This window comes from Hylemonella sp. P2_B10 (genome assembly GCF_056404875.1).
In genome coordinates, this window is record NZ_JBFUDE010000006.1 from 17,375 (window position 1) to 44,027 (window position 26,653).

Consider the following 26,653-nt stretch of genomic DNA (forward strand, 5'->3'; position numbering starts at 1 on the left):
TGGCTACGCCCGCGCCGCAGGCACATCCGCCCACCGCGTGGTGTATTGCGGCGTCAGCCGCACCTGCCTTGTGCCCCAGGCGCGCTTGCTGTTCTGGCGGGCGCCGGCACCGGCCGGCAGCAAGGTGCCGCGGCCATATTTGTCGTTGATCTCGTCCATCGCGGCCATCAGGCTGGTGCGGCTGCGGGGGGTGGCCTGCGCTGGCGCTGGCTCGGTGGCCAAATCCAGCTCCAGCTGCTCGGTGGTGTCGGGCGACAAGTCCAGCAGCATCACGCCGGCTTTCACAAAGTCAAACCCCGGCCTGTAGATGGCCGCCATGCCCGCGCGCGCCGCGTGCACGATGGCGCTGGTGTCGGCAGTGGGCTTGCGCAGCGGCACGGTCACCTGCTGCGCATATTGCGGCTTGTCGCGGTGCGGGCTGGTGCGCACAAACACCTGCACCTGGCCGGCCACGCTGCCGTCGCTGCGCAGCTTTTCAGCCGCACCGGTGGCAAAGTGGGTGACGGCCTCGCTCAGGTCTGCCAGCCGCGTCACCGCGCGGCCAAAGCTGCGGGTGTAGGCAATCTGCTGGCGCGGCGGCGGTGCGTCGTCCAGCGTGATGCAGGGCTGGCCTTGCAGCTCGCGCACGGTGCGCTCCACCATCACGCTCCAGCGGCTGCGCGCCGTGGTGGCGTCCATGCGGGCCACGTCCAGCGCGGTGTGGATGCCCGCCTCTGTCATCTTGGCGCTGAGGCGCGGGCCTATGCCCCACACCTCGCGCGCGGGCGTGGCGGCCAATATCGCATCCATGTCCGAACTGGGCAGCCGCGCCAGGTTGGCCACGCGGGCCAGCTCTGCGGGGTAGATGCCCGGCTTGCGGTAAGCCGTCTTGGCCACGTGGTTGGCCAGCTTGGCCAGCGTCTTGGTGGCGCCAATGCCCACGCAGCACGGAATGCCTATCCACTGCTGCACCCGCTCGCGCAGCTCCTGGGCCTGGGCCGTCATGTCGCCGCGCAGCGTGCCCAGGTGCAAGAAGCATTCGTCTATCGAATACACCTCTTGCACACCCAGGCTGGCGGCAATGCTCATCATGCGGTGGCTCATGTCGCCATACAGCACGAAGTTGGCGCTGAGCGCCACCACGCCATCGGCCTCGGCCTGCTTTTCCAGCATGAACCACGGCGCCCCCATCTTGATGCCCAGCGCCTTGGCCTCGTCGCTGCGCGAGATGGCGCAGCCGTCGTTGTTGCTCAGCACCACCACCGGGCGGTCGCGCAGCGCGGGGCGAAAGGCGCGTTCGCAGGCGCAGTAGAAGTTGTTGCCGTCAAGCAGCGCGTACATGCTGTACGCCGAAATCAGGCCGCAGCGCGCTTGCGCTTTGCCGGACTTGAACTCACTGCCAAATCTGAGGACATCTGAGTGATGCGAGCAAATTCCTTCGCATTCATCTCCCGCACCGACTGCAGCAACTTAAGCCCAAACGCCTCGCCAGGCGCCGGTGCCGCAAGAAGCACTTCTTGAAGCACTGTGCGCAACTTGGCGACCGTCACTGGTTCGTCGTCACTTTTCCTGGTCTTGGCGTTTGCCATCGTTGCTCGCAATGCCGTGTTGATCAAGGTTTGATAGCCAGCACCTGCCGCCTCTGCGTAGGCTCGAAAGAACTCAATTACATCGTCATCCAGCATGATGGTGATGCGGGTTTTACCCGCCGATGCCACAACAGCACCCCGCTTACCTTGACTGAAATCGTATTCTTTACGCATGGTATTTCTCCGCTTCTCTCCGGCTGGACTTGCGCGCAGAAATTAGCCGGATTCGGTCTTCGCGCGGCGTGTGGACAACGACCAGTATCCGGCCCAGGGCATCCATACCCAATGTGACAAAGCGCTGTTCGCCCTTGGCGTCAGGATCTTCAATGGTGTACGCCAAAGGATCACGAAGCACCTGTTCCGCGTGAGCAAAGTCGACGCCATGTTTGCGCAAGTTCGCTTGCGCCTTGGCAGGGTCAAATTCTATGTCTATGCTCATATTATGCATATCCAATACATATCGTCAATTGCAGCGCCGAAACTGCCGTATGTTGGCCGTCACCACCCCGCACACCACCACCGTCTGCCCATCGCGAAAGCTGATGGGCGGAAACGTGGGGTTGGCCGCGCGCAGCGACATGACCGTGCCGCGCTTGTGCAGGTATTTGACAGTGAAATCCCCATCCACCTCGGCCACCACCACGTCGCCATGGCGAGCGGTGAGCGCCCGGTTCACCACCAGGATGTCGCCATCGCCAATGCCGGCCCCTTCCATCGACGTGCCACTGACCTGCCAGAAGAAGGTGGCCGCCGGATGGGTGATCAGCAGCTCATTGAGGTCTTGCCGCTTGACGGTGAAATCCGCCGCCGGGGATGGGAAGCCGGCGCGGATGGTGCCCTCTACCCATGGGAGGGGCATGGGAGGGGCTGGCTCGGTGAGCGTGCCGCTTGGTGGCGCAATACTGTACATACAAACAGTATAAAGGAGCCACTGCAAATTTCAATTCTGAATGCAAGAGATCGTCGGCAACTTGCTCATCCAAAGCTAGAGACAGGGATGAGCAAGTTGGTCAACAGCCAGCGGGTCACACTAGGGGACAAGGCGATCGAAGGCCCATTTGTCGCAGTCATCCTCGCGTGTTTGGTCCCAGTTGTTTTCGAGGTGTGCAAGCTCATGCAGAACCAAATGCCTGAGGAACAAGACGGGGTTCTTCCTCATCTCTCTGGTCTCACTCCAGTAGCCGCGGTGGTCGAGCCTCCCAAGAGATCCTGCAATGTCGCCTTCGCTCAGCTTGGAACGGACAACTACAGCGCGAGGCAGGAGAGCCCGAGTTGGAATCGAAGCCCCGATTGGATTCCCGAGGACGAGTATTTCGTTGGCCTTTGCCCACTCCCCAACATCGGGAACGATCTCAAGCGAAACCGCATGCGTTGCATGAAGCCGAATCTCCGATTCGAGAACCCCACGATGGTCTTCGACTTGGATTTCCATGAGGTCTAACGCAAAGTTGACCGGCACGCTTGCGTACCAGTGTCGAACGCACGGTTAGACCGTTGGTCGATTGCGTCCGTCATTGCGCCAAGCGTGTCAGTGCTCAGAGCAGTCACTTTGCCCGTCACTTGGGCACCTTCTGCGGGTCGAGGGGAAGTGTGGAGGAAGCAGGGCAAGCCTCTGGTGCTGGTAGTGGCTTGATTACTGCGCCTGCGGAGTACTGGCAGTGAAGCGCAGGCTTACTAGGCTCAAACACCCACACACTCTTCAGCTCACCATTCTCGAAGTAGCCTCTGAGAAGCAGCTGTGCATCGGACGGACGGCGACTGTCGCCCATCCAACCACTTTGACAGCCGGTGTATCTGGTCGTGATTGCCGCGCGCTGCGGATAGTAGAAAAGGTCGACTCCGTGGGTTACCACGACGATGGCACTCTTCGGGGGCGTGTTCAACTGGCAGTTCGGTTGACTGGGGAAACTGGGCTGCGCCACGGCATGAACCCCGTGCATCGCGACTAAACACATCACTACACCAGCAGTGCCGATTCGAAGTGGCGCGGACAAGTACGGCATGAAGCGGGACCTAACGCCGAAAGCAAGTGGAGGCGAAGCCTTCCGATTTGGCTGCCCAGTTAGAGCACACATTCATATTGATGAGCTCAACTGTTGGATGGCAAACTGCTTAGATAATCTTGAAGCGCATAGGCTGTTGCCGCCACGCCCGCAAGAATGAGACTGGCAAGCCAGATATAAGCCCCAGAATTGATCGCCATCACAGTACCCATATCTATATCGTTGGATGAATCCCAACCCAGACTTTGAACGCTCCGAAAGTCCAAGGCAAGCAACAATCCGAGTACGCATAGTGCAATGCTCAAGACGGGCGCCTTTTTCATTCGAATCAATGCAAAGATAAGCAATGGATTTGCCGACCAAGCCAGAATTGTAGGCAACGCTCCCCATCCCAAAAAGAGAATCCCGATTCCGCGCATTTCCAATTGGTGTTCTCGGGCCGTGTACGGCACCATCGCGAGCGAGATGAGATACATGGCAATGGCCAGGATACGGAGCGATGAAGGAAGACTTGGCATACCGGGCACAGTGGTTGCGCTCTAACGCAATGTATAGAGCAAACGCTGCTCTATAAGTTGGACACTGCTCGATAAACTGGCCATCGAATCCTCCTGAAAGTGGCTTGCAGCTTCACTTTGATTATTTCCGGTCTTGTTGAACGGATACGAATATTCTGCCTGAAGCGAACCAGCAGCTGAAGTCAAATCTCGGATCTCGATTTGCCCAACTTGCTCATCCTCCGTCCCTGCGGCCCATGAGCAAGTTGCTCGGCTCCTGATGCAAATACGCCCTCACATCTCCCTCGGCAACCGCGCCAGCGCCCATTCCCAATACCCGCCGCTGTGTCGCGTCTTGATCACCCCCATGTTGTCTGAGGCGCGCCGCACGGTCACCCACGACAGGCCAACTTCGGCGGCCTCGGCCTTTACCGCGTTGCTGCGCATCGGGCCGGCTACCAGCGCGTCGCGCAGAAACTCAGCTGCTTCGTCCAGCGCAGTCTGGCTGGGGGCGTCGTTGCCGGCCCTGTCACCTGACGTATCCGCCAACAACTCCCTCGCCGACCCCGCCAACTGCTCCCCCCACACAATGCCGTTGGTGGTGATGCCCGGCCGCGGCATCACCTGCTCCACCTGGTAGGCGAAGCCGCCGCCGTCCGGCCCGATGTTGCTCTTGGCGCGGGTCAGCAGGCGCCAGGTGTCGCTGCCGCCGCTGCCGGCCAGGCCACTGGCCTGGGCCTCTGCATTCAAGCCGGTGGGCTTGCGGGCGGTGCCGGTCAGCAGCACCAGGCGCGCCAGCGCGCCGAAGGCAATCGACCCGTTGACGCGGTTCAGCGGGTTGCCGTCTGCCCCGCCGCCTTTGCTCAGGTGGCTGATGCCCAGCACGGCGGCGCCCAGGCGCTGGCCCAGGTCCACCATGGGCTGCAGGGCGCGGCGCACCTCGTTGTTCTTGTGGCCGTCGCCGGCCACGGCGCTGACCAGCGGGTCCACGATGAGCAGGCGCACGTCGCCGATGCGGCTGGCCTGCTCGTGCAGCGCGGCCATGTCGCGCGCGGGGTCGAAGCTGCGCAGCTCGCCATCCACCCGCCGGCCGCCGACGATGTAGCAGCGGCTGGGCTCGGCGCCAGCGGCTATCAGGCGCGGCACCAGGGTGTCTTCGGGGTCGTCCTCGCCGCTCCAGATCAGCACGTTGCCGGGCTCGGCCCAGGTGCCATCGGGCCACTGGTTGCCGGCGCTGATGGTGGCGGCGAAGGACATGGCGATGGTGGTCTTGCCCTCGCCGGGCGCGCCGGCCAGCACGTGCAGCTTGCCCTGGGCCAGCCAGCCGGGCCACAGCCAGCGCACGGGCTTGGGGGCAAGCTGGGCGACGTTGAACAGCAGCACGCCGTCATCGGCGGTGATTTGTTGGCGTTCGGCTTCGGCGGCCTGCTGGCGCGCGATGGCTGCATCCACCTGCGCCATGGTGCGCTTGAGCTGGCTGTCTGCCGAAAAGGGGTTGCTGTGGGTGGTGTCAGTCATGGTGCTCTTCCTCAATGCCGGCAAAGTTGGCTGCGAACTGGATGCGCGCCGCCGCTTCGCGGAAGCGGGCGGCGTCTTCTTCACTGATGGATTTGCCGCGCAGCGCGTCGCTGATGAAGATGGCGCACAGCATCAGCTCCGAGTGCACCAGCGACATGATGGCGCGGGCCGTGGGCTGCGCGGGGCGGTTGCGTTCGGGGCGCTCGGGGCGTTCGGGGGCCTCGCGGCTGGCGGTGTGGTGCAGCCCGTTGCCGGTGCCTTCCCGCCAGGCGCCCAGGGCCTTGGCGGCCTCTACAAAGCTGAGGCCATGCGCGGCCATGTGGTAGGCCAGCACATCGCCCCCGCGCGCGCCGCAGCAGGCCATGCAGATGAAGGCGCCGCTGGGCAGGTGGATGCGCATGCTGTCGCTGCCGCCGTGAAAGGCGCACCGTGTGGTGCGCCACTGCTTGCCGCCCTTTTGGAAGACAAGGCCTTCGGCTTCGTAATACGCCTGCGGGTCTGGCAGCTGGTCTTTGATGAATTGGCCCATCTTGAACTAAGCGTTAAATTAATTAATCTATAGTTCAATATTAGCAGCAATCCATCAATAGACAAGGCCTTTCCTTGATTTTAACTTTAGTTTAATTTACCCAGAGGCATCTGCGGCGCCCATGCACCAGAGTGCGCAAAATTGGTGCAGGTTTGTGCGGCAAAACCCAGGCGCACCCATTTGGCGCAAATTTGGCATGCGTTTTGCTTTCTATTGGTGCAACTCTGCTTTTCTCGCTGAAAAAGCACCAATAAAGATCATTTTTACCAGAGGACTCCCCATGGATGCACTCAAACAGGGCGTGGACGCCCTGTTCTTACTGCTTGGCGCCGTCATGGTCTTGGCCATGCATGCCGGTTTCGCATTTCTGGAACTGGGCACCGTGCGCCGCAAGAGCCAGGTGAATGCCTTGGTGAAGATCCTGGTGGATTTCTGCGTGTCCACCGTGGCTTATTTCTTTGTGGGCTACGCGGTGGCGTATGGCACCACGTTCTTCGTGGGCGCGGACCAGCTGGCGCTGAAGGGCGGCTACGAGCTGGTGCGCTTCTTCTTCCTGCTCACCTTTGCGGCGGCCATACCGGCCATCATCTCGGGTGGCATTGCGGAGCGCGCCAAGTTCTGGCCGCAGCTGCTGGCCACGGGCGTCATCGTGGGGTTCATCTATCCTTTTTTTGAAGGCATCGCCTGGAACCAGCATTTCGGTTTCCAGCAGTGGCTGCAGGCGACCACCGGGGCCGAGTTCCATGACTTTGCAGGCAGCGTGGTGGTGCATGCCATGGGTGGCTGGATCGCGCTGGCGGCGGTGCTGCTGCTGGGCGCGCGCAGCAACCGCTACCGCAAGGATGGCGCCATTGCCGCGCACCCGCCCAGCAGCATCCCCTTCCTGGCACTGGGGGCCTGGATCTTGACGGTGGGCTGGTTCGGCTTCAACGTGATGAGCGCGCAGACGCTGGACAAGATATCGGGCCTGGTGGCCGTGAACTCGCTGATGGCCATGGTGGGCGGCACGCTGGCCGCGTTTGTGATGGGCAAGAACGACCCCGGCTTTGTACACAACGGTCCGCTGGCCGGGCTGGTGGCGGTGTGCGCCGGCTCCGACGTGATGCACCCGCTGGGGGCGCTGGTTACCGGTGGCGTCGCCGGTGTCATCTTTGTCGGCATGTTCACCCTGACGCAGAACAAGTGGAAGATCGACGACGTGCTGGGCGTGTGGCCCCTGCACGGGCTGTGCGGCACCTGGGGCGGGCTGGCGGCTGCCATCTTTGGCGCCAAGGCGCTGGGTGGCCTGGGCGGCGTCAGCCTGGGGGCGCAGCTGCTGGGCACGGGCCTGGGCATCGCCTGGGCGCTGGCCGGCGGCTTTGTGGTGTATGGGCTGCTCAAGGTCATGACCGGCCTGCGCCTGAGCCAGGAGGAGGAATACGACGGCGCCGACCTGTCCATCCACAAGATCAGCGCCACGCCGGAGCGCGAAGTGAACTGGTAGGCTGCAATCGGGACCCGGCACGGCCGCCCGGCCGCGCGCGTCACTTCAGGTGCTTGGCCAGGAAGACCTCGATGCGCCGCCAGTAATCCTGCTCGTTGGCAAGCTTGGCGAAGCCGTGGCCTTCGTCCTGGTAGACCACCCATTCCACGTCTTTGCCGGCGCGCTTGAGGGCGTCGCGCATGCGCTCGCCGTTTTCCAGCGGCACGCGGTAGTCGCTGTCGCCGTGCATCAGCAGGACGGGCGCCTTGATGCTGGCCACCTGCTCCACCGGCGAGGTGGCCAGCATCATGGCGGCATCGGCAACCGGGTCGCCCATCAGGATGGGCATGACGATCTTGCGGCCGTAGCTGGACAGGTCGGACCAGAAGAAGTCATACCGGTTGCGCGGGTCGCTGATGGCGGCGTGGGCGATGCCGCAGCGGTACATGTCCGGCTCTTTCACCAGACTCATCAGCGAGGCGTAGCCGCCGTAGCTGCTGCCCATCACGCAGACGCGCTTGGCGTCCACCAGCCCGGCCTTGACGGCGTAGCGCACCGAATCGGTGATGTCGTCGATCATGCCGGTGCCCCACTGCTTCCAGCCGGCGCGGAAGTGCTGCTCGCCATAGCCGGTGCTGCCGCGAAACTCGGGTTCGATGACCACATAGCCGCGCGAGGCGAGGAACTGCGCCTCGTTGTCCCACAGCCACGAGGTGCCGCGCATGTGCGGCCCGCCGTGCAACAGCACCACGGCCGGTGCGGGTGGCGCCCCCTTGGCGCTGGTGTGGGTGATCCACAGCGGCAGGTCGCGGCCGTCGCGCGCGGGGATGCGCTCAAAGTCCTTGCGCGCCATCCGGGCCTGGTCGATGTCGGGGCGCATGGCGCCCAGGTGCTGCCATTCGTTCTTGGCCGGGTAGAACAGCAGGAACTGCCCGGGGTCGGTGTCGGCGTAAGAGAACACCAGCACGCGTTTCGGGTCGTCGCAGGGGCGGCACTGCATCAGGTTCACGCGGCCGGGCCAGCGCGCGTCCACGCGGTCTTGCAGGGCCTTGAGCTTGGGGTCAAACCACACCGTGGTGGCGCTGTCCACCGCCAGGCGGGCGCCCACCACCGGCCCGCCGGGCACGCTGGTGATGCTGGAGACGTCGGTGGTGAAGCCGGGCGTGGTCAGCAAGACCTGGTCGGCCGGCTTGCGCGCGGCGGTGTCAAACCTGCGCAGCTCGGTGAAGCCCTGGGCGTCGAAGGTGGTGACGTAGAGGTCGCCGCGCTGGTCGATGTAGGCGGGGGACCAGGGCTCGTCCAGCGCCTTCATGGTGGCGATCTCGCGCCAGGGGCCGGGCTTGCCGGCGGCGTCCAGGTCGCTCCACAGGTATTTGATCTGCATGTCGGTGCGCTGCCTCACCAGCCGCAGGCGGCCCTGGGCGTCAAACAGCCAGCCGGAGGCCTTGGGGGCGTCTTCGCCAATGCGTTCCCACTGGCGGGTGACGATGTTCAGCGCGCGAAAGCGGGTGTGGCTGTATTCGTAGCCGACGTCGCTTTCGTTCTCACCCAGGATCACCGTCAGGCTGCCGGGTGCGCCCAGGCCCAGGTAGCGGAACCTGGGCGACAGCGTGTTCAGCGGCCCGGCGCGCACCCCGCGCACGTCCATCGCCGTGTCGGGCGCGCGCGAGATCAGCATGCGCAGGTCGGCGCCGTCGCGGCGCATGGCAAACAGGCCGGGGCCGCGGAAGGCGTCGCGCTTGGCGTCGGCGTCGTCCAGGTTGAACACCAGCCAGTCGTCGCTGACCCATTGGAACCAGTACACATCGTCGGCGGCGGAGGCTTGCACCACGCGGGGTGGCTCCACGCCGTCCAGGTCCAGCACCTGGATGTTGACGCGGCCCGAGGCGCCGTGCACCAGCGAGCCCAGGAAGCGGCCGCTGGGCGACAGCTGCGCGCGCTGCAACGCGGGCGGGCCGAAAAAAAGCTCTAGCGGCACCGGCGCACCGGCCGGTGTGGGCACCTGTGCGTCAGCCACAGTGGCAGACAGGCCGGCAAACGCCAGCGCCAAAAAGAAGAAGGCGCGCTTCTTCATTGCTTGAATTGCATTCATGATGAAAGAGAGAAAAACCCCGCCGTCCCTGCTTTGCGTCCCTGCATGCCGGTGGGGTCGGCATGCGGGCGAATTTATGTAGGCTCAACTGTAGGGCCAAAACGCACATTTCAAACCGGCTGAGTGCTGTGGGTTGTGCGCGCCGTCACACGCCGCGCTGTGTGAGTGCCTGGACTGATACAGCGCGTTGGCACAGTAAGCGTTTGTATCTTCGCTCCAGAGCGAAGCATCCGCATGATGGAGCCCGTACTCTGCGAGACCATGATGTTCACCGACCTGCTGCCCTTGATGACCTATTGCTTCGTGATGTCCAGCACACCGGGGCCCAACAACGTGATGCTGGCCGCATCGGGCGCCAACTTTGGCTACCGCCGCGCGCTGCCGCAGATTCTGGGCACCAACAGCGGCGTGGCGCTGCAGACGTTTTTGACCTGCCTGGGCCTGGGTGCCTTGTTCACCGAATTCCCGGTGCTGCACCAGGTGCTGCGCATTGCCGGCGCGCTGTACCTGGTGGTGCTGGCCTGGCAGCTGAGCCGCGCCTCGGTCAGCGAGGCCAACCGCGAGGGCAAGCCGCTGAGCTTCATGCAGGCGGCGCTGTTCCAGGCCATCAACCCCAAGAGCTGGGTGAAGGCCATCACGCTGGCCACGGTGTTCATGCCTTCGGGCATGCCCACGCCGCTGGCGGCGCTGCTGGTGGCGGTGATCGGGCTGGTGATCGGATTCCCCAGCGCGTCGATGTGGGCGCTGTTTGGCATGCTGATCCGCCGCTGGCTGACCAACCCGCTGCAGCGCCGGCTGTTCAACCTGAGCATGGGCGCGGCGCTGGTGGTGCTGGCCATCAGCTTCCTGGTGTGAACGGGAGCGCTGCCTCGGTTAAGCTGGCGCCATGTTCTCGCTGGACCGCTCCTCCCCCACGCCACTGGCCGACCAGATCGAGCTGCGCCTGCGCGAGCTGATCGCAAGTGGCCAGATGCCGCCAGCCGCGCGGCTGGCGTCCATCCGCCAACTCGCTTCGCAACTGGCCGTGAGTCCCAACACGGTGGTGACGGCGTATGACCGGCTGGTGGCGCTGGGGCTGATCGATTCGCGCGGCACTGCGGGCTATTTCGTCAACGAGCAGCGCGCGCCCAGCTTCCCCGAGGCGCAGGCGCTGGAGGCCGGCGAGGAGCAGGACGGCGTGTGGCTGGCCCAGCAGGCGCACGACCAGCGCCAGGGCGTGCTGCTGGCCAGCAGCGGCGCGCTGCCGCCCACCTGGCTGGAAGACGCCGTGCCCGCCGCCGCCGTGCAGCGCGGCCTGGCGCGCAGCACGGCCGGCATGGCCTCGCGCTGCCCACCGCAGGGCCTGCCCGAGCTGCGCGAGCGCATTGCGCTGGTGCTGCGCGGCATGGGCATTGCCGTGGATGCCGGCCGGGTGCTGACCACCTATGGCGGCACGCATGCCATCGACCTGATCTGCCGCGCCTTTTTGCAGCCGGGCGACACCGTGCTGGTGGAAGACCCGGGTTACTTTTTGATGTTTGAGCGGCTGCGCAAGGACGGCTACCGCGTCATCCCCATCGCGCGCCGGCCTGATGGGGTGGACCTGGCCCAGCTGGAGGCCGCCTGCGTGGCGCACCGCCCGCGCCTGCTGTTCATCCAGACCGTGCTGCACAACCCCACCGGCTGGGGCAGCAGCGCGGCCAACCTGCACAAGGTGCTGGTGCTGGCGCAGCAGCATGGCTTTTTGATTGCCGAGGACGACGTGCAAGGCCACTTTCACCCCGGCCACGCGGTGCGGCTGGCCAGCCTGTCGGGGCTGGAGCGGGTGATCTACTACTCCAGCTTCTGCAAGGCGCTCAGCCCCGCGATACGCCTGGGCTACATGGCCGCTGACCCGGCGCTGCTGAAGGTGCTGCTGCGCGAAAAAATCTACAGCGTGCTGACCACCGCCGCGCTGAACGAATACGTGATGCTGGAGGTGCTGGCCGCCGGCCGCTGGCGCAAGCACCTGGACCGGCTGCAGGCCCGGCTGCTGAAGGCGCGCCTGAACTGCGCCCGCCAGTTGACTGCAGCCGGCATGCAGCTGGACCACCCGGGCGAAGGCGGCCTGTTCCTGTGGGGCGCGCTGCCTGAGGGGGTGGACACGGGCCTCTTGGTGCAGGACGCCTACCGCAACAAGATCTTGCTGGCGCGCGGCAGCACGTTTTCTGCCGACAAGGCGTTTGATTCGCACCTGCGCTTCAACGTGGCGTTTGGCCAGCAGCCGCGGCTGGCGGACTACCTGCGCGAGCGGCTGCAGTCGGTGGCCGGCGCGCGGGCGACGATCAAGCGGGTGGCGTTGCAGTGACCACGCAGGTCTACTGCAGTAACGCCCCGGCCTTGGCAGGATCAAAGCCGGCCGGCCACACGGTCTGGGCACTGTACCAAGCTCCCTGCAACTTGGCTCCGTCCAACTTGGCACCCGTGAGCTTGGCCCCCCAAAAGTTGGCACCGCTGGCATCAGCCTGACGCAAGTCGGCGTCCGAGAAGTCGGACCCTTGTAAGCTCGCATTACGCAGGTCGGTCCCTACCAGCACCGCACCGATGAATTTCACGCGCCAGAAGCTGAAGCCGCTCAGGTGTGCCCCAGCCAAGTTAATGCCGGTAAAGTCCAGGCCTTCCATCTTAGGCCCCCTGACCTCCGCCCTTTCACCACCAATCCGCCCTTCCACTTCCCGCAACACCGGCGGGTCTGTAAACAGTGTTGTCCGAAATGGGACGGGGCAGGCGCGGGAACTAACGGGCAGCAACGGGTGTATCGCAGGTTGAAAGCCCGCAGGCCAACGCGTATTGCAGTCGAACAAGGCATAACGCAAATCGGCACCATCCAAACGGGCGCCGGTCAGGTCCGCTCCGCGGAAGTCCGCAGAGCGACCGGGGCCGTGCAATGCCTCGTTGCCGCGGTGCGGCAGCGTAGGCCCCGCAAAGTAGGCACCCGCCAGATTGGCGTTGACAAGCTTGGCGTTGGTAAACCGGGCACCCTGCATTTCCAGGCCACTCAGGTCCTGTCCCGACAAATCAACATCCGTGAAGTCGGCGCCATGGAGATAGGCGCGGGCGAAGATGGCACCCCGCAAAACCGCTTTTGAAAAAACTGCACTCTCGGCCTTGGCGCCCGTTAGCCGTGCGCCAGTCAGGTTGGCGCCGGAGAAATTGCCAAGACGAAGGTCCGCGTCGGTCAGATTGGCCGCCGTCAGATCAGCGTCTGTGAAGTTGCTCTCATAGGTCCTCACTCCCATCCAGTTGGACCCGCGCAGATCTGCACCTTTGAAGTTCACTTTGTAGACATCGGACCCCACAAACAGCGCGCCCGACAGGTCAGCAGACTCAAATCGTGCCCCGCCCATGCGCGCCTTGCTGAAGTCAGCACCGGCCATGTTCTTGCCGCTGAAATTCGGCGCCCCCATCAGCATTCCTGCGAAATCGCGCTCGCCCGACGGCAATTCCTTGCTCAAGCGCAGCTTCAGCAGCGCCTGGTTACGCCCTCGCCGGGCCGCGTCATAAGCCGGGTCCTTGACCAATGCCGATTGGAAACTGGACAGCGCCTGCTCCAGGCGCTCCAGGGCCATCTCCGCCTCTCCGATACGAACCAACGTGTTCACGGCGTCGCCGGACAACGCGCGCAGGTGTTGCAGTGCGTCCAGCGCGGAAGCGTGGTCTTTGGCCAACTCATAGACGTTGGCCAAAGAATCCCAGCGCTGGGCGGAAACGGGGGATTGCTCCACCAGGCCCTTCGCGGCATCGACCTTTGCTGCATAGGTGTCGAGCGCCGGCTGAGGTTCGCGCGGACTTCTGAGGGAGCACATACCGGTGGCAAACACATCGTGGCCATCCTTGTCGCGCCAACGATGGGCGAAAACGATCTCCATCTGCCCCACCCTGAACGTGGTGCTGCAGGTATCGCGACGCCCGCTGCCGAACACGATGGCCACCGTATCGCCCACCGGCATGCCCTTGTATTGCTGGCTGACACTGAAGCGGGCAACGGTTCCTGTTGCCTCAATTCCGGTAACGGTGCCTCGGAAAACTAGCGCCGAAGATTCCAGCAACTGCTCGGTTGAGATGGGCGAACACGAGCAAGCACTTGCGAAGCGCGCGAAAGCACTGAGGACGAAAAGCAAGGCCAGCTTTGCGCCAAGCCGGCAAGCCGGTTTTCCGGTGTTCATGTTTCCCCCTGAAGAGCCGAAACGCAACCACGCAGTGGTTCTTGTTCGATCGCGGGTAAATCATACACAGAGGCTTGTCCATAGTCCTTGGATGCGGTCGGAAACCTGCTGGAGCTCGTCGACGGCCGCCCGAGGGGATTGTGTACAGTTGCCCCATGCTGGATATCATCCCCCCCCACCTGCTGGCCCTGGTCGGCGAGAGCGTGCACGCCATAGACAGCCCGGCGCTGGTGATCGACCTCGACGCCATGCAGCGCAACCTGCTGCGCATGGCCGACTTTGCCGCCCAGCACCGGGTGCGCTGGCGCGCGCACGCCAAGATGCACAAGTGCTCGGCCCTGGCGCGCATGCAGGTGGCGCACGGCGCGGTGGGCGTGTGCGTGCAGACCGTGGGCGAGGCCGAGGCCATGGCCCAGGGCGGCATGCGCGACATCTTCATCACCAACGAGGTGCTGGCCGTGCCCAAGCTGGCGCGCGTGGCCTGGCTGGCGCACAAGCTGGCCGGCGCCGGCGGGCGGCTGGGCATTGCGGTGGACAGCGCCTTGGGCGTCACCCGGCTGGCGCAGGCCATGCAGGACGCCGGGCGCCTGGCTGGCGAGGGTGACGGCGGCGACGCCGCCATCGACGTGTATGTGGAAGTCAACGTGGGGCAAGACCGCTGCGGCGTGGCGCCGGGCGACCCGGTGCTGGCCCTGGCGTGGCTGATCGACCGGCACCCGGACCGGCTGCACTTTGCCGGCCTGCAGGCCTACCTGGGCCATGCGCAGCACCTGCGCACGCCGGCCGAGCGCCAGCAGGCGGTGGGCCAGGCATTGACCCAGTTGAAAGCAACCGTGGCGCTGCTGGAGGCCAATGGCATGGACGTGCCCATGGTCACCGGCGCTGGCACCGGCACCATGGTGAACGAGGCGGCCAGCGGCGTGTATGGCGAGCTGCAGGCCGGCTCCTTCTTGTTCATGGATGCGGACTATGCCGCCAACCGCTGGGACGCGGCGCAGCCGGCCTTTGAGCACGCGCTGTTCGTCAAGGGCAGCATCATCAGCGCGGCGCCGGGCCGGGTGGTGTGCGATGCCGGGCACAAGAGCCATGCGATTGACACCGGCATGCCGGCGGTGCTGAACCAGCCGGGCCACACGCCGCTGGTGTATGCCAAGGCCAGCGACGAGCATGGCGTGCTGTACCCGGCAGACGGCGGCGGCGGCCTGCTGCCGGCGCTGGACGACACGGTGTGGCTGATCCCCGGCCACTGCGACCCGACGGTGAACCTGCACGACCACATGCTGGGCGTCAGCGGTGGCTTGACCTCCGGGCGGGTGACGCAGGTGTTTGCGGTGGACGCGCGCGGCGTGCTGGGCTGAGGCCCCCGGCGCCGACTAGCTGTTTTTCTGCACCCAGAACTGGTACATGCCGAAGAAGGTGTCCGGGTTCTCGCGCTCGTAGGCCTGCCACCGGCCGAGATCGGTGGCGGCGGGGTCCTCTGGAAAGCGCTGCCTGTAGGCAGCGACGACCACCGGGTTGAGCTCGAAGCCGAGGAAGCTCAGATCGTGCTCGCGCAGGAAGGCGGCGATGCTGTCCAGCGTCATGCGGTGCTCCTGGATGTTGAACAGCAGGTCGCGGCAGGCGCTGACGGAGTAGAAGTCGATGGTCGTCATCACGCCGCCAAAGCTGTCGCCCTTGTCCAATTGAATCAGGTCCTGCCGGCACTGGCGCACGCCCTCTGGCGTGGGCGGATAGGCTCGCTCGGCAATGCGCGCGCGCCCGCGAACCACGCCGCTGCGTGCCGCCTCGCTGTAGAAGCCCAGCCGCATGACGCCTTTGGGCCGCAACACGGACAACAGCGTGCGCCAGCCCAGCCAGGGGTCGTCCATGTGATGCAGCACACCGACGGATTCGATGACATCAAAGCGCTGGTCCAGCGCCCCCAGGCGCAGCAGGTCAGCCTGCGCGTAGGTCACGTGCGACAGGCCCAATTCACCGGTCTTGCGTTTGGCGTAGCTCAGGCTGGACATGCTCAAGTCCACGGCCAGCACCCTTGCCGCCTGGAAACGTTGCGCCGTCAGAATGGAATGCTGGCCGGTACCGCAGCCGGCGATCAATACCTCGGGGTTGTTGAACATGTCCGACGGCTGGAAGCCGGACAATGGAAACAGCCTCAGCAGCTCCGCGCCCACTCTCTTGGGCTTGCCTGTGGCCGCGATGCTGACCCAACGCGGGTAGGGATTTTCTTCATACTGGCTTTGCACCAGCAACGACACCTGGTCCTCAATCGGCGTCAGGCAGGGGATGGACTGGCGCAACTGCCGCTCGGCAAGCGGCTCGGCAACCTGCTGCACCAGCACGGCCATGACCTCGTCGGGCCAGGACCGCTGCAGCAGCCGCTGCGCATGGGCCAGGCTCATCAGCGGGAAATACGCCGCCACCGCAACGGGCCAAAGCTGGGGAATGTCGGCGCCGCGCTCCAGGGCATCAACCAATAAGGCCCGCAGATCGGTTGCGGCCAGCAGTTCGGCATCGGTGGGCGAAAACACGTATTCGTTGACAAAACACTGCCTGGCCAAGGCGCACCAGAAACCCAAGGCGCCGGCCATATCGATGGCAGGCGCTGGCTCGCCAGGCATCACGGCCTGCAGCATCACCTGGCGCGCCATGGTGAGGCAGCACTCCAACTCCAGGCTGCACACCGGCATGGTGACCAGCACGGCGTGCAATAGCCGGTCGCCAGCCAGGGCGGCCAGGGCGTCGGCGCCGAACAAGTCTTGCGCGCCCAGTCGTTTCGGCCAGGCCTGCGACGCGCGTGCGATGCAGTCCCTCAGCCCGGGTGTTTCCTTGAGCAGCGCAATGCTCGGAGCCGCGCAGGTGGTGGGCATCTCCCAGGGCTGTTCGATGGCGTGCGTCAGGAACTGGCGCAGGGACTCATTGGCCCGAAATGACGGCAAGGTCTTCACACAGACGATGAACAGCCGCTTCGCCTCGTCGCTCTCCTCCAGCGTCAAGGACCGCAGCATGATGTCCAGCGCCTCGTCGATGGCTTGTCCTTGGGACAACAGGCAGTTTGCGAGCATGTTGAGCGCCTGCCGGTCGTCGGGGGTGGCCTGCAACACGCGCCGCATCCAGGCCTCCACCTCACCCCAGCGCTGCTGGGCGCCAAACAGGTTGCCATAGCTGAGGCCCAGCTGCTGCAAATCCTTGGCGTCCATGGCCCCGGATCTGGGTAACAGATCCAGAGTGGCTTGCGCCTCAACGTAGCGCTTTTGGGCTGTCAGCACGCTGGCCAGCGCCAGATGCCCGGTCACGTACGCCGGGGCCACTTGCACCATCCGCCTGGCGAGCGCCTCGGCATCGTCATGGCGCTCCAGCGCCTGCAGCACGGCGAAGTGGTTGGCCATGAAGACGGGGTTGTCCGGCTGCAGTGCCAGCGCTTGCTCAAGGTAGGCCATGGCCTCGTCCAGCTGGCCCTCGTTCGTCGCCATGAAACCCAGGTTGCTGAGCACCTCCGCCTGCCTGGGCGCAAGGGCCAGCGCCTTGGTGTAGGCCGCCCTGGCGTCGCCTTTGCGCCCCATCTGGTGCAGCGCGTTGCCAAGATGGGTCCATGCGGCGACATGGGTGGGATGGTGCTCGGTGGCTTGTTGCAGCACGGCGACCGCGGAATCCAACTGTCCCGCCTGTTGCTTGAACTCGCCCAGGCTGAGCAGGTGGTCGATCGCGGCGGGCTCCCCTTCAAGGGCTTTTTCCAGCGCTTGAATGGCGCCCTGAAGGTCCTTGAAGTGGTGGCGCAGCGCCCCGACGACGCCCCACAGCGGTGTCAGATGCGGCTTGAGGGCCACGGCCTGTTCGGCATCCTGGCGGGCGCCCACGAAGTCCCCGTTGCGCTGTTTCAGCACGGCGCGCTGGCCCAGCGCTTCGGCATAGTTGGGGCGGGCCTGCAGCGCGCCATCCAGCAGCGGCCGGGCGTGCTGGTCCTGTTTCGCCGCCATCCATGCCGTCGCCAGCACCAGCTGGGCCTCGGCATCACCGGGGCGAGACTGGTGCGCGGCGAGCGCGGCCCTCAAGGACTCTTCCACCTTGCCCTGCCTCAGCAACAAGCGCGCGTGGGTGAGCCTGACCACGGGAAGGGTCGCATCCAGGGTCAGCGCCGCGTCCAGCGCCTGCCACGCCGCGGACTCCTGCTGGCCCAGCGACAACGCATAGGCCAGCAACGCGTGCGCGCCCGCGTCTTGCGGGTGCTCTGCCAGCCAGGCTTGCAGCACCTCGGCGGAATCTTTGTAGCGGCCAAACTCCCGGTGCATCACCGCCTGCGACACGCGCGCTTCGGCGCCGCGGCCAAGCTTGGCCAACACATCAAGGTAGCTGAGCCAGTACTGCCTGTGGACACGGTTGGTCTCCAGCGCTGCCGTCAGATACGGCAGGCCGCCAGCAGCCTGACCCAGGCTGACGGCCAGGATGCCCAGGTTGTGGTTGGCGTCGCCATGCTGGGGCTGCGCCTGCAAAATCGCGCGGTAACGGCGCTCGGCCTCGGGCAACTGCCCGGCCTGATGGTGGGTGATGGCCTGCTGGAAAATCTGGTCAAGGGTCAAGGTGGCGGCCGGCGCAGGCGCAGGTGTATCAGTCATGCCCAAATTATCACGGCAGACGGCCGCGTGTCCGGGCAGACGGCCACGCGGCCGGCCACCAGTTCAGCGCGCCACGCCCAGCAGCTTGTCCAGCAGCTCGGGTGCATCGCGCAGCGCCTGGGCCGGGCCGCTGTGCACCACGCTGCCGTGGTCCAGCACCACGGCGCGGTGCGAGATGGCCAGGATGGCCTGTGGGTGCTGCTCGACGATGATGGCGCTCAGGCCCTCGTCGCGGGTGATGCGGGCAATGGCGCGCAGCAGCTCTTCCACCACGATGGGCGCCAGGCCCTCCAGCGGCTCGTCCAGCAGCAGCAGCTTGGGGTTGAGCACCAGCGCGCGGCCCACGGCCAGCATCTGCTGCTCGCCGCCCGACAGCTGCGTGCCCAGGTTGCCCTTGCGCTCGGCCAGGCGCGGAAACATCTCGTACACGCGCTCGGGCGTCCAGGGCTTGTGCGGGCTGCCGGCGCGCGGGGGGCGGGCCACGGCGGTGAGGTTTTCATGCACCGTCAGCGACTTGAAGATGTTGCGCTCCTGCGGCACCCAGCCTATGCCGGCGGCGGCGCGCTCGTGCGAGGGCAGTTTGGCCAGATCCAGCATCGGCGCGTCGGGGCCATCGCCCATCAGGCGCAGGCTGCCACCGTGCTGGCGCGTGGCGCCTGCCAACGTGTCCATCAGCGTGGTCTTGCCGGTGCCGTTGCGGCCCAGCAGCGCCAGCGTCTCGCCCTGCGGCAGCGTGAACGAGATGTGGTTCAGGATCACCGCTTCGCCGTAGCCGGCGCTCAGATTCTCGACTTGCAGCAAATCAGCCATGGTGGGCCTCCTCACCATGGCCCAGGTACACGGCCTTCACCTGCGGGTCGTTGGCAATCGCCACCGGGTCGCCCTCGGTCAGCACCGCGCCGTTGACCAGCACGGTGACGCGCTTGGCAAAGCTGAACACCAAGTCCATGTCGTGCTCGATCAGCAGCACTGACACATCGTCGGGCAGCGCGGCCACGGTTTGCAGCAGCTCTTCGCGCTCGCCGGCCGGCACGCCGGCCACCGGCTCGTCCAGCAGCAGCACGCGCGGCTCGCAGGCCAGCGCAATGGCGATCTCCAGCAGCCGGCGCTTGCCGTAGGGCAGCAGCCGGGTAGGCTGGTTCATCTGCGCGGTCAGGTGAAACTGCGCCAGCAGCTCTTCGCAGCGCTGCGCCACGGCGCGGCTCTTGCCCAGCGGCTGCCACCATTTGAGGCCCAGGCCTTGGTGCTGCGACACGGTCAGCGCCAGGGTTTCCAGCGGTGTCAACGTGTCGAACAGCTGGTTGATCTGGAAGGTGCGCACCAGCCCACGGCGCACCCGGCGGTGCGGCGCCAGGGTGGTGATGTCTTCACCCTGCAGCAGGATGCGGCCGGCGCTGGGTTGCAGCACGCCGGTCAGCAGGTTGATCAGCGTGGTCTTGCCGGCGCCGTTGGGGCCGATCAGCGCGTGGCGGGCGCCGCGCTGCAGGTTCAGCGTGACGTCCTGCGTGGCGGTGATGCCGCCAAAGCGCATCACCAAACCTTGTGCGGCGAGCACGGTGCTGTTGGTATCCGTGCCGCTCATGAGTGGCCTCCTTGCTGGCCTGCGTCAGCGCCGCCACGGCGGAACCACGTCCACGGCCGCACCAGCCGGTCGCGCCCCACCAGCACCAGCAGCACCAGGAACAGGCCGAGCCAGAAGGTCCAGTATTGCGGCGTGATGGCCGACAGATGGTGCTGCAGCAGCTTGAACACCACCGCGCCCAGCACGCCGCCATACAGCCAGCCGGCGCCGCCCACCACCAGCATCAGCATCAGGTCGGCCGAGCGGTGAAACTCGAACAGCTCCAGCGAGGCAAAGCCCGAGGTCTGCCCCAGCAGCGCGCCGGCCGCGCCGGCCAGCGCGGCGCCCACGGTATAGACCAGGCTGAGGCGCGCAGAGACCGGTATGCCGATGGCCATGGCGCGCAACCGATTGTCGCGCAAGGCCTTCAGCGTGGCACCCAGCGGTGAATGCACCAGGCGGCGCGCCAGCAGGAAGCCCAGCAGCAGCACCACCAGGGAGTAGCTGGCGGCGGTCTGGCCATAGAGGTCGAACTCGAAGCGGCCCAGCAGCGGGCCCATCACCACGCCTTGCAGGCCGTCGGCGCCGCCGGTCAGCCAGTCCAGCTTGTTGGCGATTTCGGCCAGGATCAGCGCCACGCCCATGGTCACCATCAGCCGCGTCAGATCGTTGCCGCGCAGGATGGTCAGCGAACACACCGCGCCCAGCGCCATGGCGCACACGGTGCCAAACAGCAGGCCCACCAGCGGGTCGGGCATCACCAGCTTGGCAAACAACGCCGCCGCGTAACCGCCCAGGCCGAAGAAGGCGGCCTGGCCCAGTGACACGATGCCGGCGTAGCCCAGGATCAAGTCCAGCGACAGCGCGAACAGCGCCACGATGGCCACCTCGTTGATGATCAGCGCCTGGCTGCTCAGCAGCCAGGGCGAGGCCAGCGCGGCCAGCCAGAACAACGGTTCCCACCAGCGCCAGCGGCTGCTGCGCAAGAGCGCTGCTTGAGCAACTTCGCCGCTATGTTGCACGTTCGGGTTCATGCCTTTCCCCCCTTGCGCACGAACAGGCCCTGGGGCCGCCAGATCAGCAGCGCGATCATCAACGTGTAGACGATGAAGCCGCCCAGCTTGGGGATGTAGTACTTGCCGGCCACATCGGCAATGCCCAGCAGCAGCGCCGCCAGCAGCGGGCCAGTGATGGACGAGGTACCGCCCACGGCGACGACGATCAGAAAGTAGATCATGTACTTCAGCGGAAAGGCCGGGTCCATGCCCAGCACCTCGGCGCCTAAAGCGCCGCCCAGGCCTGCTAGGCCGGAGCCGAAGGCGAAGGTGGACAGGAAGATGATGTTGACGTTGATGCCCATGCCCGCCGCCACGCGCTGGTCGTCCACCGCCGCGCGCAACCGGCTGCCAAAGCGGGTGCGCGCCAGCACATACTGCAGCGCCACCGTCAGCGCGGCGCAGACGGCGATGATGAACAGCCGGTAATGCCCCATGCCCAGCATCAGCGCACCGCTGCCCAGCTCGGTGCGGCCCTTCAGCCACTCGGGCAGTTGCAGGATCTGCTGGCTGGAGCCAACGAAATAGTCCACCGCCGCCACCGCCATGAACACCAGGCCGATGGAGAACAGCACCTGGTCCAGGTGCGGCCGGTGGTACAGCCGGCGGTACAGCAGCCGCTCGGCCAGGCCGCCGATGAGCGCGGCGCCGGCAAAGGCCAGCGGCAGGCACCACAGGAAAGGCACATTGAGCTTCTGCATCGCCAGCACGGTGATGTAGCCGCCCATCATGGCAAAGGCGCCGTGCGCCAGGTTGATGAAATTCATCAGCCCCATGGTCACGGCCAGCCCCACGGCCAGGATGAACAGCAGCATGCCGTAGGCAATGCCGTCGAAGAGGATGGTCAGCATGGATTCAAAAAGGCAACACCGGGGGAAGCCGCCACATCATCGCGCATGGGCGGCTCCGCTAGCAAGCAGAAACAGGGGAAGAAGGCTTACTTCGCCTTGCCGGGGTCCTTGACGTCCTTGATGACGTCGAACTCCACGTTGTACAGCTGGCCGTCCTTCTTCTCGACCTTGCGCAAGTAGACGTTTTGCACGATGTCGCGCGTCTGCGCGTCGATGTAGACCGGGCCGCGCGGGCTTTCGAAGATCTGCCCCTTCATGGCCGCCAGCAGCGCGTCGCCACCGCCGTTGCCCTTGGTGGCCTTCAACGCCTCGTAGATCACGCGCATGCCGTCGTAGCCGCCCACGCCCATGAAGTTGGGGCGCATGCCCTTGTTGGCCTTCTGGAAGGCCTCGACGAACTTCTTGTTGGTGGCCGAGGGGTGGGCCGCCGAGTAGTGGTGCGAGGTGACCACACCCAGGGCACCGTCGCCCATGTCGTTCAACTGGTCGTCATCGGTCACGTCGCCGGTGGCGATCAGTTTGATGCCGGCCTTGTCCATGCCGCGCTCCAGGAACTGCTTCATCACCGCAGCGCCAGCGCCCGAGGGCACGAAGACGAACAGCGCGTCCGGCTTGGCGTCGCGAACCTTTTGCAGGAAGGGGGCGAAATCGGGGTTGCGCAGCGGCACGCGCAGCGCCTCTACCACGGTGCCGCCGTTGAGCGCCATGCGGGCATTGAAGAATTTTTCGGCGTCGATGCCGGGGCCGTAGTCGGACACCAGGCTGACCACGCGCTTGATGCCGTTCTTGGGCGCCCAGTCGGCCAGCGCCACCGACACCTGCGGCAGCGTGAAACTGGTGCGCACGATGTAGGGCGACGCCTCGGTGATGCTGGAGGTGGCCGCCGCCATCACCACCTGCGGCGTCTTGGACTGGGTGGCGATGGGTGCCGTGGCCATGGCTGACGGCGTGATGCCAAAGCCCGCCAGCACGTTGACCTTGTCGTTGACCACCAGCTCCTGCGCCAGGCGCTTGGTGACATCAGGCACGCTGGTGTCGTCCTTGACGATCAGCACCACCTTCTTGCCGGCCACCATGTCGCCGTTTTGCGCCATGTACAGCTTGGCCGCCGCCTCGATCTGCTTGCCGGTGGTGGCCTGCTGGCCGGTCATGGGCAGGATCAGGCCGATCTTGAAGGTGTTAGCGTCCTGGGCCAGCGCGGCGCTGGCGCACAGCGCACCCACGGCTGCCACGGTGGCGCTGAGGAACAGGCGTTTTTTCATGGTGTCTCCAATGCTTGGGTTTTGCGGAAGTGTCGGGGGGCTTGCGTTATTCCACAAGCGGTGTTTTAGACTTTTAGATATAGCAGTTTGCAATAGCAGCTGGAGCCAAGGCGGCGCCCACCCGGGCCACAGGCGCATCACAATAACCGCGGCGCCATTGTTGCATGGCCCCCTGCTCAACAATACCTCCTAAACCCGCCGTTCGCCAACCGAAGAGACCCCTATGCAAAAGCTACCCGCCCGTTACGATCACGTAGGCAGCCTGCTGCGCCCCGCCTACCTGTTGCAAGCCCGCGAGGACAAGGCGCGCGGCGCCATCACGCCCGAACAGCTGCGGGTGGTGGAGGACAAGGCCATCACGGAAGCGGTGAAGTTCCAGCAGGATGTGGGCCTGAAAAGCATCACCGATGGCGAGTTCCGCCGCACCTACTTCCACATCGACTTCCTGGAGCAGCTGGGCGGGGTGAAGACCGACATCCCGGTGACCATCCAAAAGCCCGACGGCACGCAAGAGCTGGCGCCGCCGGTGATGCGCGTCATCGACAAGGTGCGCCATGTGAAAGACATCCAGCGCGCCGATTTTGAATACCTGAAGAGCCAGGTGGCGGCGGGTTGCACACCCAAGGTGACCATCCCCTCGCCCACCATGCTGCATTTCCGCGGCGGGCGCGCCGGCATCAGCCGCGAACACTACTCGGAGCTCGACCCCGCGTTTTACGACGACGTGGCCAAGGCCTATGGCGAAGAGCTGCACTCGCTGGCTGCCGCCGGCTGCACCTATGTGCAGATGGACGACACCAACCTGGCGTATCTGTGCGACGAGAAGATGCGCGAGGCGGCCCGCCAGCGCGGTGACGACCCCAACGAGCTGCCGCACCGTTACGCCCAGTTCATCAACAAGGTGGTGGCGCAAAAGCCCCCGGGCATGCTGCTGGCCATGCACCTGTGCCGGGGCAACTTCAAGAGCACGCACGCCGCCGCAGGCAACTACGAGCCGGTGGCGGAAGCCTTGCTGAAGGAGATGGACCTGGACGCCTATTTCCTCGAATACGACGACGACCGCTCGGGCGATTTCAAGCCGCTGCGTTTCCTGCCCAAGGGCAAGACGGTGGTGTTGGGCCTGGTGACGACCAAGTTTGGCGAGATGGAAGACAAGGACGAGCTGAAGCGCCGCATAGACCATGCCGCCCGCTACGCGCCCATGGAGCAGCTGGCCTTGTCGCCGCAGTGCGGTTTCTCCAGCACGGTGCATGGCAACAACATCGCGGTGGAAGCCCAGCGGGCGAAGCTGCGTCTCGTTGTCGAGACTGCTCGGGAGATGTGGGGCGCGGACTGACCGCAGACGCGGCTTAGTTCGCTCGCTGCCGACGCCGCTGGTGCGTGTGGCTCCGCGGCTGTCCCCCAGGCCTTCGGCCCTCCTCCTTGATGCCGCTGCGCCACACGCCCCAGCGACATCGGGGTCGTTGACGGGCCTACCGCAAAACGCCTACGCTCAGTCAGCAGCTTGACCGCATGGCTGATAGCATCGCGAAATGCCTAGGCAGCCCAAACCTAAGTCAGTCCAAACGCCACCATCTGCAAGCATGCTGACTGTTTTCGGACATCGAGCCACGGGGACCACACCCAGTGGTGCGATGCCCAATTTTCATCGGCACGAACCCCACGTTCTTGACTTGGTTGACGTCGAGGATCAAGACATAGCTATAAAAATTAGAACATCCGCTGCCATGCTGAACTACTATGTTCGCGCCTTTGAGGCGGCAATGCAACTCTACGAACATATTGCGGCAGTGCACGCACAAGCGCGCAGCGAATTTGAGAACGATCCCAATGATGCCCAGGCAGATCTCACGCTAGAGATTGTTGATGGTTGGGTGGCCATAGCTGGTCGGGATGGTGCCCTCACTTTGTTTAATTTTCTAAGAACGCTCGATGGCTTGATTTCCTTGTCCGCCAAGCTGACAAAACTGGTGATGGAGGAGCGTGTCAAAGAAATCGGAATGGCTCGAAAAAAGCTTTTGGACGACTTCCCAAACCTTTTTGCGGTTCGCCACGCTGTAGCCCACTCAGGTGAACGATTTGAAAGCGCAGAAAAAACCTTGGAACACACGTTTGTTGGACCATGGCGCAATTCTCAAATGGTTGTTAACTCTGGTCCAGGGACAACCATGGGATCAGTTCTGGTCGACAACCTGAACCAACGGGTGTACTCCAATACTTGGGATGGTCAAATTGTCTCGTATCGCCTGGAAGAAGCATCTGTTCATAACTTGGCGGCGGTTCGGGATATGGTCTTCGACGCTTTGACCGCGGACCGCAAGCCTAAGTAAGAGGGCCCGGCAGAGCCGCTCGCACACTTCCTCCGCAGGATCAGGACGTCATGGCACTCTGCGCAGCGGCATCAAGGAGGAGGCCCGCAGGGCCGGGGGACAGCCGCGGAGCGGAGTGCCGTGGCGGCCTGATCCTAGCCAACCAGCCACGCCAGCATGCACCCGCATTCCATGCCACGTCTGAAGTTACCATTGGCGTCGCATGAGCACGAACGACAAACCCTTCATCCTGGCCGGCGTCATGGGCCATCCGGTGGCGCATTCGCGGTCGCCGGCCATTCACAACCATTGGATCCGCGAACTGGGGCTCAACGGCCGCTATGTGCTGCTGCCGGTGCCGCCTGAGCGCCTGGGTGATGCGCTGCGCGGCTTGTCGGCGCTGGGCTTTGCGGGTTGCAACCTGACCATTCCGCACAAGGTCGAGGCGATGGCGCTGGTGGACCACATTGAGCCGCTGGCGCGGCGCATTGGGGCTGTCAACACCATCGTGGTGTCACCTGCCGGTGAACTGAAGGGCTACAACACGGATGGCCTCGGGTATATCCAGAGCCTGCTGGACGCGCAGGGCTGCTGGCGTGCCGACGCCGGGCCAGCGGTGGTGCTGGGCGCGGGTGGGGCGGCACGCGCCGTCATCGTCAGCCTGGCCGACCGGGGGGCCAAGGAGATACGGCTGCTCAACCGCAGCCCCGACAAGGCGCTGGCCATGGCGGCCGAATTCGGTGCACCGGTGCGCGCGCTGCCGTGGGAGCAGCGGCATGACGCGCTGGATGGCGCAGCGCTGCTGGTCAACACCACCAGCCAGGGCATGAAGGGGCAGGACGCGCTGGACATTTCGCTGGACAAGCTGCCGGCGCACGCGCTGGTGTCCGACATCGTCTATGTGCCGCTGGAAACGCCGCTGCTGGCCGCCGCCCGCTTGCGCGGCAACCCGACGGTGAACGGCCTGGGCATGCTCCTGAACCAGGCGCGGCTGGCGTTTCAGCACTGGTTTGGCGTGCTGCCCGAGATCACGCCGGAACTGCTGCGGGCTGTGCACGCGACGTTCTAGACCACAGGCAGTGGCTGCGCTAAACTGCCCGCGAACGCACGGCGGCACTGTCCCTCGTGCACACAGACACAGCGAGAAGTCGC

23 protein-coding genes are annotated in these 26,653 nt (G+C 65.0%); 8 read left to right on the forward strand and 15 right to left on the reverse strand.

The window, feature by feature from the left end; translation table 11 throughout:
• Positions 1-3: 3 nt before the first annotated feature.
• From AC1DX2_RS22880 to AC1DX2_RS22895, 4 genes are read right to left on the reverse strand one after another with little or no spacing between them, the layout of a single operon-like run.
• Positions 4-1,320, reverse strand: a complete 1,317-nt coding sequence (locus tag AC1DX2_RS22880; protein ID WP_477198732.1) for a Y-family DNA polymerase — start codon at positions 1,318-1,320, stop codon at positions 4-6.
• 14 nt (positions 1,321-1,334) lie between these two features.
• Positions 1,335-1,742, reverse strand: a complete 408-nt coding sequence (locus AC1DX2_RS22885; RefSeq protein ID WP_477198733.1) for a BrnA antitoxin family protein — start codon at positions 1,740-1,742, stop codon at positions 1,335-1,337.
• Positions 1,735-2,007, reverse strand: a complete 273-nt coding sequence (locus AC1DX2_RS22890) for a BrnT family toxin (RefSeq protein ID WP_477198734.1) — start codon at positions 2,005-2,007, stop codon at positions 1,735-1,737. The genes AC1DX2_RS22885 and AC1DX2_RS22890 overlap by 8 nt, the downstream gene beginning before the upstream one ends.
• A gap of 24 nt (positions 2,008-2,031) precedes the next feature.
• Entirely contained in the window at positions 2,032-2,427 is a 396-nt protein-coding gene (locus tag AC1DX2_RS22895; protein ID WP_477198735.1) for a LexA family protein, read from the reverse strand.
• A gap of 138 nt (positions 2,428-2,565) precedes the next feature.
• Here AC1DX2_RS22895 and AC1DX2_RS22900 point away from each other — a divergent pair, with 138 nt between their 5' ends.
• On the forward strand, positions 2,566-3,009 hold the full coding sequence (locus tag AC1DX2_RS22900) for a hypothetical protein (protein WP_477198736.1): 444 nt from the start codon (positions 2,566-2,568) through the stop codon (positions 3,007-3,009).
• A 648-nt stretch (positions 3,010-3,657) separates the two neighbouring features.
• Here the strand turns inward: AC1DX2_RS22900 and AC1DX2_RS22905 are convergent.
• The 3 genes from AC1DX2_RS22905 to AC1DX2_RS22915 form a co-directional block, all read right to left on the reverse strand.
• A complete protein-coding gene (locus AC1DX2_RS22905; RefSeq protein WP_477198737.1) occupies positions 3,658-4,089 on the reverse strand; it encodes a hypothetical protein in 432 nt (143 codons plus the stop codon).
• Positions 4,090-4,362: 273 nt separating this feature from the next.
• Positions 4,363-5,586, reverse strand: coding sequence for an AAA family ATPase (locus AC1DX2_RS22910; RefSeq protein WP_477198738.1), 1,224 nt, complete (start codon positions 5,584-5,586; stop codon positions 4,363-4,365).
• Positions 5,579-6,115 (reverse strand): CHC2 zinc finger domain-containing protein, encoded by a 537-nt coding sequence (locus AC1DX2_RS22915; protein WP_477198739.1) that lies wholly within the window; start codon positions 6,113-6,115, stop codon positions 5,579-5,581. The genes AC1DX2_RS22910 and AC1DX2_RS22915 overlap by 8 nt, the downstream gene beginning before the upstream one ends.
• A gap of 280 nt (positions 6,116-6,395) precedes the next feature.
• Between AC1DX2_RS22915 and AC1DX2_RS22920 the strand changes: the two genes are divergently transcribed.
• Positions 6,396-7,598 carry an ammonium transporter gene (locus AC1DX2_RS22920; RefSeq protein WP_477198740.1) on the forward strand — a complete coding sequence of 401 codons (1,203 nt, stop codon included), beginning with the start codon at positions 6,396-6,398 and terminating at the stop codon, positions 7,596-7,598.
• Between the two features lie 40 nt (positions 7,599-7,638).
• On the opposite strand, the gene AC1DX2_RS22925 is transcribed toward AC1DX2_RS22920, so the two are convergent.
• A complete protein-coding gene (locus tag AC1DX2_RS22925) occupies positions 7,639-9,669 on the reverse strand; it encodes an alpha/beta hydrolase family protein (RefSeq protein WP_477198741.1) in 2,031 nt (676 codons plus the stop codon).
• Between the two features lie 234 nt (positions 9,670-9,903).
• Here AC1DX2_RS22925 and AC1DX2_RS22930 point away from each other — a divergent pair, with 234 nt between their 5' ends.
• Both AC1DX2_RS22930 and AC1DX2_RS22935 read left to right on the forward strand, forming a co-directional pair.
• Positions 9,904-10,524: a LysE family translocator gene (locus AC1DX2_RS22930; RefSeq protein ID WP_477198742.1), complete on the forward strand. Its 621-nt coding sequence runs from the start codon at positions 9,904-9,906 to the stop codon at positions 10,522-10,524.
• A 31-nt stretch (positions 10,525-10,555) separates the two neighbouring features.
• The gene (locus AC1DX2_RS22935; protein ID WP_477198743.1) at positions 10,556-11,995 is read left to right on the forward strand and encodes an aminotransferase-like domain-containing protein; all 1,440 of its coding nucleotides are present in this window, start codon (positions 10,556-10,558) and stop codon (positions 11,993-11,995) included.
• Between the two features lie 10 nt (positions 11,996-12,005).
• Here the strand turns inward: AC1DX2_RS22935 and AC1DX2_RS22940 are convergent, their stop codons facing one another.
• On the reverse strand, positions 12,006-13,853 hold the full coding sequence (locus AC1DX2_RS22940; protein WP_477198744.1) for a pentapeptide repeat-containing protein: 1,848 nt from the start codon (positions 13,851-13,853) through the stop codon (positions 12,006-12,008).
• A gap of 155 nt (positions 13,854-14,008) precedes the next feature.
• Between AC1DX2_RS22940 and AC1DX2_RS22945 the strand changes: the two genes are divergently transcribed.
• Positions 14,009-15,211 (forward strand): DSD1 family PLP-dependent enzyme, encoded by a 1,203-nt coding sequence (locus AC1DX2_RS22945; protein ID WP_477198745.1) that lies wholly within the window; start codon positions 14,009-14,011, stop codon positions 15,209-15,211.
• A 15-nt stretch (positions 15,212-15,226) separates the two neighbouring features.
• On the opposite strand, the gene AC1DX2_RS22950 is transcribed toward AC1DX2_RS22945, so the two are convergent.
• The 6 genes from AC1DX2_RS22950 to AC1DX2_RS22975 form a co-directional block, all read right to left on the reverse strand.
• Entirely contained in the window at positions 15,227-18,463 is a 3,237-nt protein-coding gene (locus AC1DX2_RS22950) for a tetratricopeptide repeat protein (RefSeq protein ID WP_477198746.1), read from the reverse strand.
• A gap of 63 nt (positions 18,464-18,526) precedes the next feature.
• The gene (locus AC1DX2_RS22955; RefSeq protein ID WP_477198747.1) at positions 18,527-19,273 is read right to left on the reverse strand and encodes an ABC transporter ATP-binding protein; all 747 of its coding nucleotides are present in this window, start codon (positions 19,271-19,273) and stop codon (positions 18,527-18,529) included.
• Positions 19,266-20,045 (reverse strand): ABC transporter ATP-binding protein, encoded by a 780-nt coding sequence (locus AC1DX2_RS22960; RefSeq protein WP_477198748.1) that lies wholly within the window; start codon positions 20,043-20,045, stop codon positions 19,266-19,268. The genes AC1DX2_RS22955 and AC1DX2_RS22960 overlap by 8 nt, the downstream gene beginning before the upstream one ends.
• Positions 20,042-21,058 (reverse strand): branched-chain amino acid ABC transporter permease, encoded by a 1,017-nt coding sequence (locus AC1DX2_RS22965; RefSeq protein WP_477198749.1) that lies wholly within the window; start codon positions 21,056-21,058, stop codon positions 20,042-20,044. The genes AC1DX2_RS22960 and AC1DX2_RS22965 overlap by 4 nt, the downstream gene beginning before the upstream one ends.
• Complete coding sequence (locus tag AC1DX2_RS22970) at positions 21,055-21,930, reverse strand: branched-chain amino acid ABC transporter permease (RefSeq protein WP_477198750.1); 876 nt, start codon at positions 21,928-21,930, stop codon at positions 21,055-21,057. Before AC1DX2_RS22970 ends, AC1DX2_RS22965 begins: the two co-directional genes overlap by 4 nt.
• Before the next feature lie 86 nt (positions 21,931-22,016).
• Positions 22,017-23,192 (reverse strand): ABC transporter substrate-binding protein, encoded by a 1,176-nt coding sequence (locus tag AC1DX2_RS22975; protein ID WP_477198751.1) that lies wholly within the window; start codon positions 23,190-23,192, stop codon positions 22,017-22,019.
• Between the two features lie 223 nt (positions 23,193-23,415).
• Between AC1DX2_RS22975 and AC1DX2_RS22980 the strand changes: the two genes are divergently transcribed.
• The 3 genes from AC1DX2_RS22980 to AC1DX2_RS22990 all read left to right on the forward strand — a co-directional run bounded on the left by AC1DX2_RS22980 (position 23,416) and on the right by AC1DX2_RS22990 (position 26,570).
• The gene (locus tag AC1DX2_RS22980) at positions 23,416-24,528 is read left to right on the forward strand and encodes a 5-methyltetrahydropteroyltriglutamate--homocysteine S-methyltransferase (protein ID WP_477198752.1); all 1,113 of its coding nucleotides are present in this window, start codon (positions 23,416-23,418) and stop codon (positions 24,526-24,528) included.
• Between the two features lie 337 nt (positions 24,529-24,865).
• The gene (locus tag AC1DX2_RS22985) at positions 24,866-25,522 is read left to right on the forward strand and encodes a hypothetical protein (RefSeq protein ID WP_477198753.1); all 657 of its coding nucleotides are present in this window, start codon (positions 24,866-24,868) and stop codon (positions 25,520-25,522) included.
• A 202-nt stretch (positions 25,523-25,724) separates the two neighbouring features.
• Positions 25,725-26,570 (forward strand): shikimate dehydrogenase, encoded by an 846-nt coding sequence (locus tag AC1DX2_RS22990; protein ID WP_477198754.1) that lies wholly within the window; start codon positions 25,725-25,727, stop codon positions 26,568-26,570.
• The last annotated feature ends 83 nt before the right edge of the window (positions 26,571-26,653 follow it).